The organism is uncultured Virgibacillus sp. (assembly GCF_947495635.1).
In the GTDB taxonomy this organism is placed as follows: Bacteria; Bacillota; Bacilli; order Bacillales; family Amphibacillaceae; genus Virgibacillus; species Virgibacillus salarius.
In genome coordinates this window covers 1-12,538 of the sequence record NZ_CANMAB010000114.1, presented here as the reverse complement: position 1 = coordinate 12,538, position 12,538 = coordinate 1, and the positions used below count along the sequence as shown (strand labels likewise).

Sequence of the window (12,538 nt, the reverse complement as noted above, 5' to 3'; positions counted from 1 at the left end):
TAATTGGTATATTTTTGATAAATATTCCAGTTTTGCGCACTTGACTATTTTTAAAATTTTTTGTGCAACGCTAATGACGGAGGATACATGCCTGTTACATGTGGACAAGTTCTCTTGTTCTACAACTACCTTTCCCTTCTTGATAACTGTATCCACATGATTCATTCCATATTGATAGGATAGCATTAGATAATTTGGTACATTAAAAATCGTAATATCTGCCTGTTTACCAATTTCTAGACTCCCGATTTTATCAGCACAACCAATCGCATGTGCAGCATTGATGGTTGTTGCTGTAATAACCTCTTCAGGTGTCATCCCCATTTTTAAACAGCCAAGATTCATAATAAACTGTAAGGATAACGTTGGGGATGAACCTGGGTTTGCATCCGTAGAAAGAGCAACGGCTAAGCCTTGATCTATCATTTTTCTTGCTTGAGCAAATTCTGCCATTAGGAAAAATGCAGTACCTGGTAAAAGAACACCAATAACATCTTGTTCAGCCATTTGACGAATTCCTACATCCGATGCCTTCAATAAATGATCAGCTGAAATCGCACCAACAGCTGCAGCTAATTCTGCCCCCCCATAGGATTCAATTTCATCCGCATGAATTTTTGGAATTAGTCCATATTCCTTACCCGCCTCCAGAATTCTTCTTGATTGTTCTGGCGTAAATACGCCTCGCTCACAAAACACATCATTAAATGTTGCCAAATTCCGTTTAGCAACCTCTGGAATCATCTCTGAAATAACTCGATCTACAAAAATATCTGGATTTTCTTTTTCGGCTACTGGTACAGCATGTGCTCCCATAAATGTTGAAACAACATCCATGACATGATCCTTATTTAATTGCTTGGCAACTTCCAATTGCTTGATTTCATGTTCTGTCGTTAAACCATATCCACTCTTTGCTTCTACTGTGGTGACGCCATTTGTTAGAAATGTATCTAGACGCAGCTTCGATTCATGATAAAGTTGGTCATAATTTGCTTGCTGCGTAGCTCGAGTTGTTGCGTGAATACCGCCTCCTGCATGCATGATGTCCATATACGACTTTCCTTTTAGTCGCATTGCATACTCATTCTCCCTTGTTCCGGCATGAACAAGATGTGTATGAGGATCGATCAGACCTGGGGAAACTACTTTATTAGACGCATCGATTTGTTTAGCTTGAGCAATTTCATCGGCATACTTCGCTTGAATTTTTTCCGTCGTACCAATGGCAATAATCTCACCGTCCTTCGCAAGTAATCCACCATCTTCTATACTATTAAGCTCTCTCATTGCATCAGTTTTAGCTGGCTTATCGGTATTTCCACTTATGGTAAGTAATTGAGCTGCATGTTTAATAAATAGGATATCTGACATTTATAACGCCCCTTTACGTTGTAGCATTGGAATATGAACACCTTTTTCCTTCGCAGTATCCTCGGCTTTTTCATAGCCTGCATCCACATGACGAACAATCCCCATCCCAGGATCTGTTGTAAGGACGCGATCCAAACGCTCCTCCGCCTCTTTTGTTCCATCGGCAACAATAACCATTCCAGCATGAAGCGAGTATCCCATACCAACGCCGCCACCGTGGTGGACACTGACCCAGCTAGCTCCCCCAACACTATTAATCAACGCGTTTAATATTGGCCAGTCCGCTACCGCATCGCTTCCATCCTTCATCGCTTCCGTTTCTCGATTTGGTGAGGCTACGGAACCTGAATCAAGATGATCACGTCCGATAACAATCGGTGCTTTTAATTCACCTCGTTCAACCATACGATTAATAATTTTTCCAAAGCGGGCTCTTTCTCCATACCCTAGCCAGCAAATCCGAGAAGGGAGTCCTTGGAAACTAATTTTCTCTTGCGCCATGCGAATCCACTTACACAGCGACTCGTTCTCACTAAATTCGCGCAGGATGACCTCATCTGTCTTATAAATATCTTCTGGATCGCCGGATAATGCCACCCAGCGAAACGGTCCTTTACCTTCACAAAATTGTGGGCGAATATAAGCAGGAACAAATCCAGGAAAATCAAATGCATTCGCTACTCCTTCATCCTTGGCTACTTGGCGGATATTATTTCCATAATCAAAGGTAACCGCCCCTTTTTGCTGCATTTGCAGCATTGTCTTAACATGAACTGCAATACTTTGTTTAGATAATTGAACATAATTCCCTGGATTATTCTCCCTTAATTTAGCTGCTTCTGCTAACGTCATATGAACAGGGATATAGCCATTCAGCGGATCATGAGAGGAGGTTTGATCTGTTAGTACGTCTGGAATGAATCCTTTTGTAAGCATTTCCGGTAGAAGCTCAGCTGCATTGCCTAACAAGCCTATAGATAGCGCTTCCCCTTTACTACGCGCTTCTTCAGCAAGCTTTATTGCTTCATCTAAGCTATCCGTAGAGGTATCTAAATAATTTGTATCTAATCGACGCTGGATACGATGAGGATCTATTTCTATAGCAATACAGATCCCCTCATTTAGTATCACCGCTAAAGGTTGCGCTCCTCCCATGCCGCCTAACCCCGCCGTCACAGTAATCGTTCCTTGTAAACTGCCGTCAAAATGCTGCCTAGCACATTCTGCAAATGTCTCATATGTTCCTTGCACAATTCCTTGGCTGCCAATATAGATCCAGCTGCCCGCAGTCATTTGCCCATACATCATTAAACCTTTCTGATCCAATTCATGAAAGTGCTCCCAATTCGCCCATGCTGGAACTAAATTCGAGTTAGCAATCAGCACTTTCGGAGCATCTGTATGCGTACGGAACACAGCAACGGGTTTTCCTGATTGAATGAGTAAGGTCTCATTTTCCTCTATCTGTTTTAATTCCTTCACAATCGCCTCGTAGCATTCCCAATTTCGTGCTGCTTTACCTATCCCACCATAAACCACTAGCTCGTCTGGATTTTCTGCCACCTCTGGGCTCAGATTATTATTCAACATTCGAAGAGCAGCTTCTTGTATCCATCCTTTCGTATGTAATGCTGAACCACGATATTGTTCTACTTGCATGTTCTTTTCCATTCTCATTTTCTTCATCTCCTCCCTATGTTAGCAACCTCAAATAAACCGTTTACATTTTCTGTAGTTAAAAAATTCACATTCCTTTTCCATCTGATTATCGATCCTTCTGTTTATTTGGTACTATAGATAATAGAAGACATAACATTTTTTTAATTTAATACCATACATTAAAATTATAATTATAATAATATATAATTACAAATATAAATATTCTATATTTTTATAAAATTCAACTATAAATTAAGGAGATTAGGATGGAATTTCGCCATTTAGTCTATTTTGTTACGATTGTTGAACAATCAACCTATACTCGAGCAGCAACCGTCTTACATGTATCTCAGCCATCACTTAGTGCTGCTATTAAAAAGCTAGAGAATGAAGTAGGATTGACATTAATTAAACGTAATACGAGGAGCCTCGAGGTCACAAGTGAGGGTAAAATACTTTATCAAGAGGCTAAAAAATTGTTAAATCACTATCAGCATGTATCTAAAGAAATGATCCGCTTGAAAGAGCAGGGACCGCTGGAACTCACAATCGGTTTAATAGAGTCCTCCAATTTTTGGGTACCAAAAATTTTGAAACAATTTCAGAAAGAATATCAGGATGCTCATATAAAATTATTAGAAATTCTAAGTTTAACGGATGTAGAGAAAGCTTTAACAAACTTCGATATTCATCTAGCTATAACAAATCAGAATTTGAATAATGATGCGATTGAGACATTACCTATCTATGAGGAAAAATTAGTTGCTGTTCTTCCTCAAGGGCACAACTTACAAGATTATACAGAGCTAACTATTTATGACTTGAAAGACGAAACATTTATCATTTGCAAAGAAGGCTTTCAAACAAGAGAGGATATTCTTTATGCATTTGCTAAATCAGGGATTCAGCCAATGATTCAATTTGAAATCGAGCGATTTGAAACAGCATGTCGTCTTGTTATCGAAGGTTTAGGAATCACAGTTGTTCCTGAAAACTATGTTAAAAATACAGTTCATTCAGATTATCATATAAAACATATTAACGATTCACATTTATCCAGAAGCGTATATCTAGCCTATGAGAAAAATCGTTATTTACCTCCAATTGTACTGAAGTTTATAGGATTGGTGGAAGAATTCTTTAAACAGTGATGCCCTTAGGTCACCTAGAAGTATTTCGTCCTATAGAACACGTACCACCTCAAGCATAGACTGGATGTCAACTTGTCATATTTTGATTGATTCGAGTAATTACTCTAGGTGAGATGCTTAGCTAAATTATGTTTTTCTCCACATATAACTAGCAGTAAGACCCCCGCTTCAAGCAATAAAGGAACAACACTATTGGTAACTAGGGGGACAAACAAAACCTTCAATTGATTGAAGGTTCACTTTATTTGTATGTCATTAAAGGAACAATTGAATAAACGATAGGCATCATTTCCTTGCTAAAATTCAAATAGCCTTGCGTGAAATAAGGAAATCTGTTATATTACAGACAATTAAATATTTCTTATTTCAATTATTTGAAGTGAGGATAGAGGTGCATCGGTCATCATTACACAGTTTGAGGATAATGAGATCCATTGACGATTGTGGAAAGGGATCGTTGCCGAAGTAACAGATAACTCATTATTTACTGTTGCTGGTTCTGCTATTGAATAAATACAGGACTGTCGTATAGGTAACTATATGGAGGGCTATCTGACGCAGAAAATGAAATACTACATTTCTGCAGTAGCAAACCCTTGCTGCTGTTTTTTTGCGTTAATTAGAAATGGTCTATCCATCTATTGTTTTAACTTATCACAAGGGGTGTAAAGAAATGGAATTTGGCCAAGTATTAACCGCAATGGTGACACCATTTGATCAACATGGAAAAATTGATTTTCATGCCACAAGATCTCTCGTAAATTATTTAATTAAAAATGGAACGGATGGGCTGATTGTTGCTGGAACTACAGGTGAATCAGCTACATTAACAGATGAGGAAAAGATTCAGCTTATGCGCTTCGTTGTTGAAGTAGTAAATGATCGAATTCCGGTATTAGCTGGAACTGGGGCAAATAACACAAAAGCTACTATTAATTTAACAATACAAGCGGAAAAAGTTGGAGTTAATGGTATCATGCTTGTTACTCCATACTACAATAAACCTTCGCAAACAGGAATTTATCAGCATTTCCAAGCGAGCGCAGCAGCTACTAATCTCCCTATTATGCTTTATAATGTACCGGGAAGAACTGGTGTCAATTTAACTGTAGATACTACGGTACAGCTTTCTAAAATAGATAATATTGTTGCCATCAAAGAAGCGAGCGGTAACCTTGATGCGATGTCAGAAATAATTAGACGCACATCCAAGGACTTCTCCCTATACAGCGGAGATGACGGACTAACATTACCAGCATTAGCTATTGGAGGAAAAGGTGTGGTCTCAGTCGCCTCCCATATCATTGGTAATGAAATGCAAGAGATGATAAATCAATTTAGCTTTGGAAATGTCAAAGCTAGTGCAGCGCTACATCAACATTTACTTCCAATCATGAAAGCTTTGTTTGCTGCACCTAGTCCTTCGCCCGTCAAATCAGCATTATCTATGAAAGGTGTTCCAGTTGGGGATGTTCGGCTTCCAATGGTACCTCTAACACAAGAGGAAACAAACAATCTAAAACAAACATTACAGCACTTACAGTCCATCGTTTCAGCAAGTTAAACGATTATGAAGAGCGAGAGACTATAGAAATTGAGATAAGTAATGTCGAACTACTACTCGAATATGAAGTATATCAGGATAGTAGTTCGACAGTTCTTTGGAATAGTAATTATTCTACCGAGAGAAATCGATGCATGAACGTCTATCCTAGCCGAAAAAATTGTGAAAACAGCACATGTCAAATGTAACTACGCCAGTGAAAAGCGATACAAAAATTCACTAGGATTCAGCTTTTGATAGCCCTCCTCTATTCAGTTCCTTTAAAATTCTTTAAAGGCTACCGTTACTTTACAACAAATTTTGCTCGACTAGATCCTTCTTTTGTCTTCTTTACCTCGAGTACTGCTGGGAACATAGCTTTTAATTCCTGCACATGTGAGATCACGCCAATCATTCTACCCGATTGCTGTAAACCTACCAATGTATCAACTGCTTTGTTTAGTGCTTCTTCATCCAGCGTACCAAACCCTTCATCAATAAACATTGTTTCAATCGAAATATTGCCTTGAAAACTTTGAATAACATCTGACATACCTAGTGCCAAACAAAGAGCTGCATTAAACTTCTCGCCTCCGGATAAGGATTTCACATCTCTTGTCTGTCCCGTGTATGCATCGAAAACGTCGAGGCCTAGACCACTCTGTCTTCCATGCGATTCCTGCCTGTCACTACGACTCAGGAAAAATTGACCATTTGATAATCGATCTAATCGTAAATTTGCCGCATCGATAATCTGCTCCAAATACTCAATTTGTAAATACCGTTCAAAGGATATTTTCTTGTGATTTTGCCCTCTTAATACATCATGGAGATCGGTTATAGTGGCTAATTTCTTTTCCAAGTTATTAGCTTGTTCAGTGACCTCGACAATGTTTTGCTGTAGTGTAATGATTTCCTCATAGTATTTATTTGATTGATCCCATGTCTTTAATGCTTGTTCGTATTCTACTTTTAATTCTTTCAGTTTGGCTTCAATAGTCGTTAATTCAACCTGCTGCTTATCTTTCAATTCTCTGTTCAGATCACGGACCTGTTTTTGCAGCGTAAGCCGATGCTGATTATATTCTTCTATGCTATGCTTTAACTGCTTACGCTCATCCTCTTCCAGCTTAGCTTGTTGAAACACCTCCTCCGTTTGGAAGGACGCTTGGCTTAATGCATCAACAAACTGTTTGTTTGCATTCTCCCGCCTTATCTTCGTTTCCTGCAGCTGGTTGCTTGCATGACTAACATCGGATTCACTTTTAGTCAATTCTTCTTTCTCCTGCAACAGCTTTTGTTGTATTTGCTCCCAGCGCTCCTCCAATTCCTTTCGTTGCTCTTTTTTTACTTCTATTTTTTTCTCTAATTCAGACAGAGTTCTCACATCTTGAGGAATCTTTTGTATTCTTTCCTGATAAACAGCATGAGCAGTACGATAAGATGCAACTTGCTCTTGATAATATTGCTCCGTTCTTTTCACTTTAGCTTCTACATCTTTGGTTTCTTTTAATGCCTGTTCGTACATAGCTTTATATTCAGCAAGCTGTTTTCTATCATGATGTAATTGCTTCACTTCTTCACTTAGTTGCTGCCCTTGAAGTACTAATGCTTCTTTAGCACTTGTTACATCTCTCTTATTTATGGAATAGTTATTTAATTCATTTTCCCTTTCCTTTAATTGTACGCTTACTGAATTCCATTCAGCAAAGCTGTTACGATATTGCGTATCTAGTATCTGAAATTGCTGCTTCGCTTTTTCTAAATGCTCCCTCGATACGTTACGATCCCTATTTATGGCTTTTTGTGGATGATCGATACTTCCGCAGACTGGGCAAGCTTGTCCATCATGTAGATGCGCTGCTAGAATACTAGCTTGATTATTAAGCCAATCCCTTTCAATTTGTTGGTAATCAGCTTGCGCTTGAGATGCTTCTTGATGTTTTTGTTTGGATTCTTTTTCTAATTTATCGTGTTTTTTTGTTAACTCTATATAATCTATTAGGACTTTTACTTGATCTCGCATCTCTTGTAATCGTTGCTGTTTATCTGGTAACTGCTCGACTGTGAGATCGAGCTTTTCTATTTGTTCGTGAATAGCTTCTGCTCGCTGATTCTTTACATCGAGTAGTTTTTGAAGTTTCTCCAATTCGGAGGCGCCATCCTGTACTTGCTGATTCAGCTTATTCAACTGTTGGTTAGACGCATCCATTTCTTTAACTATTGGTAAATAATCCTTTAGTTGTTCCAGAATAATACGTAGTTGTTCTCTTTCTTCCTTCTTATCTTCCTCTTTTTTATACAAGGCTTGCACTTGCTTTACTCGCTCGTTAGCTGTTTTAAGCTTATTTTCTGCGTAGTGAAGATTCTTTTGTTGCATTTCCTCTTCTTTATGCCAATCATTTCGCTGTTTTTCATAAGGAATGAGGTTGTTAGCTCGCTCTGCATCGTCTAATTGTTTCTCTCGCTTTTGATATGTTGTAAGCTGATTATCTAATTCGCTTAGTCTGGCTTTTTTTTGTTGCATTTCATTGAAACGATCATTTATAGCTTTTGCTTGGTGATATTCCGCCTGTTTGTTATTATGAGCCTCATATGCTTGTTCATATCTAGCCTTATCACACGCGATTCTCTCCATATAAAACTGACTTTCTTCTTGTAAACCAGTTATAACCTGATTGATATTGTAATGCTCACTTTCTAAAAGCTGAAATAGAAATGAATTTTCTCGTTTAGGTAACCTCACTTCAATATGCTTAATCAATTGATCACGAGCTTGGATAGCTTTATTGTATGCCTGTTCTGCATTAGCCTTCTTCTCTCTCATCCGTTCACTAATTTTTTTATACGGTTCCGTCTTAAATAGTCGACGTAATATTTCTTCTTTATTATCCGTTTTCGAGGTGAGCAGCTTACGGAATTCTCCTTGCGGAAGCATAACAATCTGCTTAAATTGATCCTGGGTTAAACCAATTAAAGCTTCTATTTTTTTGTTTATTTCAGATACAATCTGCCTATCTACACAAGGAATTTCATTGCCATCTATTAGCTCATAGAATTCGTATCGGTCACCTGTCTTCGTTTTATTCCCTTGCTTCACATGGCCTAGTTGGCGCAGAATTCGAAAAATACGACCGCCTAATTCAAACAGTAACTCCACTGCTGTATGGACATTGTCATCGGCAAAATCACTTCGCAGCATATTTTCTTCTCGATCTTCTCCGCTTGCTGAGCCATATAAAGCAAAGCAAATACCATCAAATATAGTCGTCTTACCGGCACCAGTATTTCCAGAAATAACAAATAAACGATACGCTTCTATTTCCGTAAAATCTATTGTTTCCGTATCTTTATATGGGCCAAGCGCTGTCATTGTTAACTTTAAAGGTCTCAATTATTCCACTCCCTTCTGCATTAAATGGTAAGATAAGGCTTCAACTTTTCTGTCTCTGTTACATCTGATTCCTCATGCAGCCATTCATTCAATACTTCTTTAAAAAGCTGTTCCGTTTCTTGTGTTGCTTCTGTTCCCTTCACTTCTTTGTAAAAAGCATGAAATAATTCAAGTTCTGACAGCTTGGTGCGTTCTACCCGATTATTCTCCTCATCATCAGCAAGAGAAAATTGATTATGCTTCCGTTCAACATGCAACGCATTTGGGTAAACAGATCGCACCTTTTCCATCGGTGAAAGTACTGGTAACTCGTCTGTTAAGCGAATAAATACATAATCATCATTGATAGGGTGTGTCAGCAACTCATTTATAGAAGCTTCAACTGTGCGCACATCTCTTCTCGGATGCAGTATACGTTTCTCAACATTAACAGCACCTTCTCCATCTATTTCCACAACATAGAATCCTTTCTTATGATGCTCCTCTGAAATAGAGTACTTCAATGGAGATCCAGCATAACGTATCGTCTCGTTCCATACATAATGCGCTTGATGCAGGTGTCCTAACGCTGTGTAATGAAATTTTGCAAAGTGCTCAGCAGCTACGTATTCCGATCCACCAATAGATAATGGACGTTCTGAATCACTCGTATTTTCTTCTTCTGCTCCATAAGGAGTAACGAAAGCATGTCCTACAAATACATGTCTAGCATGTGAATCCATTCTCCTCTCAATCTGCTCGATAATTTTCTTTGCTGCATCATTATGTGTACGAACCGTATCATCCTGAAAAGTAGTTCTTACCACACTTGGATCACAATAAGGAACTAAATGAAAATGAACTTCTCCATCATGATCATGTAAAACAATTGGTTGTAAATCATTCGTGAGCGTCCCTACAATATGGCAGCCATTATCTCGCATAATTTTACTACCAAAATTTAATCGGCTCGGACTATCATGATTCCCAGCAATTGCCAAAACCGGAATGCGAAGTTGAAGTACGATTCTCTCTAAAATTTCATCTAAGAGATGTACCGCTTCTGTTGGCGGCACTGCTCTATCATATAAATCTCCTGCAATAATAACAGCATCAGGTTTTTCATTTTCAATAGCCTCGATGAATTGATAAAGTATGTACGCTTGATCTTCTGTCATATAGACACCCTGTACTAATTTGCCAAGATGCCAATCAGCAGTGTGAATAAATTTCATTCCATATTCCTCCTTATAATAAGATTCATCTATTATTCTTCGATTACTGTAAAATTCCATATTTCATAGTATAAAGTGAAACTTCCATCCGTAGGGGATTTTGTTTATCCCCACGGATGGTTAGCACCACAAGGGTATGACCTAGAGGAAGGGTATGACCTAGAGGCCTTTAAACCAACGGACATTTACTGGCAGTCGATTTCCCCCTTATCCATATTGCTTTTTCTCTATTGCTTGAAGCAGGGAACTTACTGCAAGTTATATGTGGGATAAATCGTTAAAAGTAAGAAACCATATCTTCATTCTACCTGCATGCTAGACTAAATGATTCTATGTTTCTCAATCATAATTTTAACATAATGATTCACATCTACGAACTAACTACTAAAGGTAAACTTCTAACAAAATCACCCAAATGAATTCCGATTGACCCATAACTTATAGACTACAAACAATATATTTTCTAATTTGTATATTACTTGTAAAATTATCTTGACTAATATGTGAAGTTTCGACAGAAATAGACAAATTATAAAATAAGAATGGTATACTAAAGTAGTAATTTAATTATTTCCATCTGAGTAATAAGGAGGATAATTCCATGAAAGCTGCAGTATGGTACGGTAAAAAAGATGTACGAGTAGAAGAACGAGAATTGAAACCTTTAAAAGAAACTGAAGTAAAGGTGAGAGTAGCTTGGGCAGGCATTTGCGGAAGTGATCTTCATGAATATGAGGAAGGACCTGTATTTGTTCCTGTAGAAAAAGAAGATCCTTTAACAGGCGATACAACTCCATTAACATTTGGGCATGAGTTTGCAGGAGTTGTAGAAGAAGTAGGTGCAAAGGTTACCACATATAAGCCGGGCGACCGAGTAGCAGTAAATCCTACCCTTACATTCGGAAATAAATCAGAGGATCTTGACCCATATGATGGCTTTGCCTTTATCGGTTTAAATACAGATGGTGGATTTACATCATTTACAAATGTTCCAGAAAAAAATGTATATCACCTACCTGAGCCATTAACATTACAAGACGGAGCTTTAGTTGAACCGACAGCAGTTGCTGTTCAAGCAATAAAAGAAGGCGGACTAGTATTTGGCGACACTGTTGCAGTATTCGGTGCTGGACCGATTGGATTATTAACAATCATTGCAGCAAAAGCAGCAGGTGCAAGCAAAATTATTGCATTAGACCTGTCGGAAACAAGGCTGCAAAAAGCAAAAGAAGTCGGAGCAACACATATTATTAATTCTGGGGAAACTGATCCAGTAAAAGCTATTACAGATATCGTACCTGAAGGTGTAGATGTTTCCTTTGAAGTTGCTGGCGTAGCTCCTACATTTGAGCAATCTATTCAAGCAACGAAACCAAGAGGAACCATGGTAATCGTATCAATCTTTGCTAGACCGATTGAATGGAACCCATTCCAATTAACAGGTAAAGGTGTGAAAATCACTTCATCTATAGCTTATACACCTACTTCTTTTCAGCAAACGATTGATTTAATGGCATCTGGTCAAATACAGCCACAATCTGTTATCACGGATGAAATACAGCTGGATGACATAATTGAAAAAGGCTTTGAAGCATTATCTAAGGACAAGTCTCAAGCAAAAATATTAGTAGAATTAAGTGGGGAAAAATAAGAAATAACGTTTAATTGTAATTAACCAGATATAGAGCATGGGATGTGCACACTATATAGATAAAGTGAAACAACGATCCGTGGAGGGATGTTTATCCTCCACGGATTGTTAGTACCACAAGGGTATAACCTAAAGGCCTTGGAACCATTCTGACCTATAACTGGTAGTTGATCCCCTTCTTATCCATATTGGGGGCATACTGCACGTGATATGCGGGATACAAGCTCCCGATTAGAAACATAGCGAGTGGAGCGAGTCAACGGAAATAAGGAAATCACAGTGAGCTTGCGAGCCGATGATGAATTATCGTGAGACGATTCGTGAAGTCACATCGTTTCTGGGCGCTGGAGCTGGACGCGGCTTAACACGCATATTTATCCACATGGACAAATTTTATCATTTCCTTCATTTCCGATGACTACCAAAAAATAGATTTCAAAGCAGGTATTTATACTTTAAAATCCATTTTATCTAGCCTCACTATCGTTGCATTAAACAAAAACAAAAATGTCAAGTATTAATTAATTTCAAATAAATGTAATTAAAGGGAAT

General features: G+C 38.2%; 7 protein-coding genes and 1 riboswitch. Of the genes, 3 read left to right on the top strand and 4 right to left on the bottom strand.

Features of this window, described 5'->3' with window-relative positions; translation table 11 throughout:
• Both hutI and hutU read right to left on the bottom strand, forming a co-directional pair.
• Positions 1-1,374: imidazolonepropionase (gene hutI / locus Q1A47_RS18040; RefSeq protein WP_299632635.1), on the bottom strand; the 1,374-nt coding region annotated here is incomplete at its 3' end.
• A complete protein-coding gene (hutU, locus tag Q1A47_RS18035; protein WP_166530991.1) occupies positions 1,375-3,045 on the bottom strand; it encodes a urocanate hydratase in 1,671 nt (556 codons plus the stop codon).
• 254 nt (positions 3,046-3,299) lie between these two features.
• Between hutU and Q1A47_RS18030 the strand changes: the two genes are divergently transcribed.
• Together Q1A47_RS18030 and dapA are read left to right on the top strand one after the other, a co-directional pair.
• The gene (locus tag Q1A47_RS18030; RefSeq protein ID WP_034679462.1) at positions 3,300-4,184 is read left to right on the top strand and encodes a LysR family transcriptional regulator; all 885 of its coding nucleotides are present in this window, start codon (positions 3,300-3,302) and stop codon (positions 4,182-4,184) included.
• Between the two features lie 378 nt (positions 4,185-4,562).
• A riboswitch (Lysine riboswitch) is annotated at positions 4,563-4,743 on the top strand.
• A gap of 114 nt (positions 4,744-4,857) precedes the next feature.
• The gene (gene dapA, locus Q1A47_RS18025; protein WP_026682429.1) at positions 4,858-5,748 is read left to right on the top strand and encodes a 4-hydroxy-tetrahydrodipicolinate synthase; all 891 of its coding nucleotides are present in this window, start codon (positions 4,858-4,860) and stop codon (positions 5,746-5,748) included.
• Positions 5,749-6,031: 283 nt separating this feature from the next.
• Here the strand turns inward: dapA and Q1A47_RS18020 are convergent, their stop codons facing one another.
• Together Q1A47_RS18020 and Q1A47_RS18015 are read right to left on the bottom strand one after the other, a co-directional pair.
• Positions 6,032-9,121 (bottom strand): AAA family ATPase, encoded by a 3,090-nt coding sequence (locus Q1A47_RS18020; RefSeq protein ID WP_026682430.1) that lies wholly within the window; start codon positions 9,119-9,121, stop codon positions 6,032-6,034.
• A gap of 20 nt (positions 9,122-9,141) precedes the next feature.
• Entirely contained in the window at positions 9,142-10,335 is a 1,194-nt protein-coding gene (locus tag Q1A47_RS18015; protein WP_026682431.1) for an exonuclease SbcCD subunit D, read from the bottom strand.
• A 601-nt stretch (positions 10,336-10,936) separates the two neighbouring features.
• On the opposite strand from Q1A47_RS18015, the gene Q1A47_RS18010 reads away from it, so the two are divergent.
• Entirely contained in the window at positions 10,937-11,986 is a 1,050-nt protein-coding gene (locus tag Q1A47_RS18010; RefSeq protein WP_026682432.1) for a 2,3-butanediol dehydrogenase, read from the top strand.
• Positions 11,987-12,538 lie beyond the last annotated feature (552 nt).

What these genes read in the sequence shown, in the direction of transcription:
- hutU (WP_166530991.1), bottom strand. Translation starts at nt 3,045, where the DNA reads ATGGAAAAGAACATGCAAGTAGAACAATATCGTGGTTCAGCATTACAT.
- Q1A47_RS18030 (WP_034679462.1), top strand. Translation starts at nt 3,300, where the DNA reads ATGGAATTTCGCCATTTAGTCTATTTTGTTACGATTGTTGAACAATCA.
- dapA (WP_026682429.1), top strand. Translation starts at nt 4,858, where the DNA reads ATGGAATTTGGCCAAGTATTAACCGCAATGGTGACACCATTTGATCAA.
- Q1A47_RS18015 (WP_026682431.1), bottom strand. Translation starts at nt 10,335, where the DNA reads ATGAAATTTATTCACACTGCTGATTGGCATCTTGGCAAATTAGTACAG.
- Q1A47_RS18010 (WP_026682432.1), top strand. Translation starts at nt 10,937, where the DNA reads ATGAAAGCTGCAGTATGGTACGGTAAAAAAGATGTACGAGTAGAAGAA.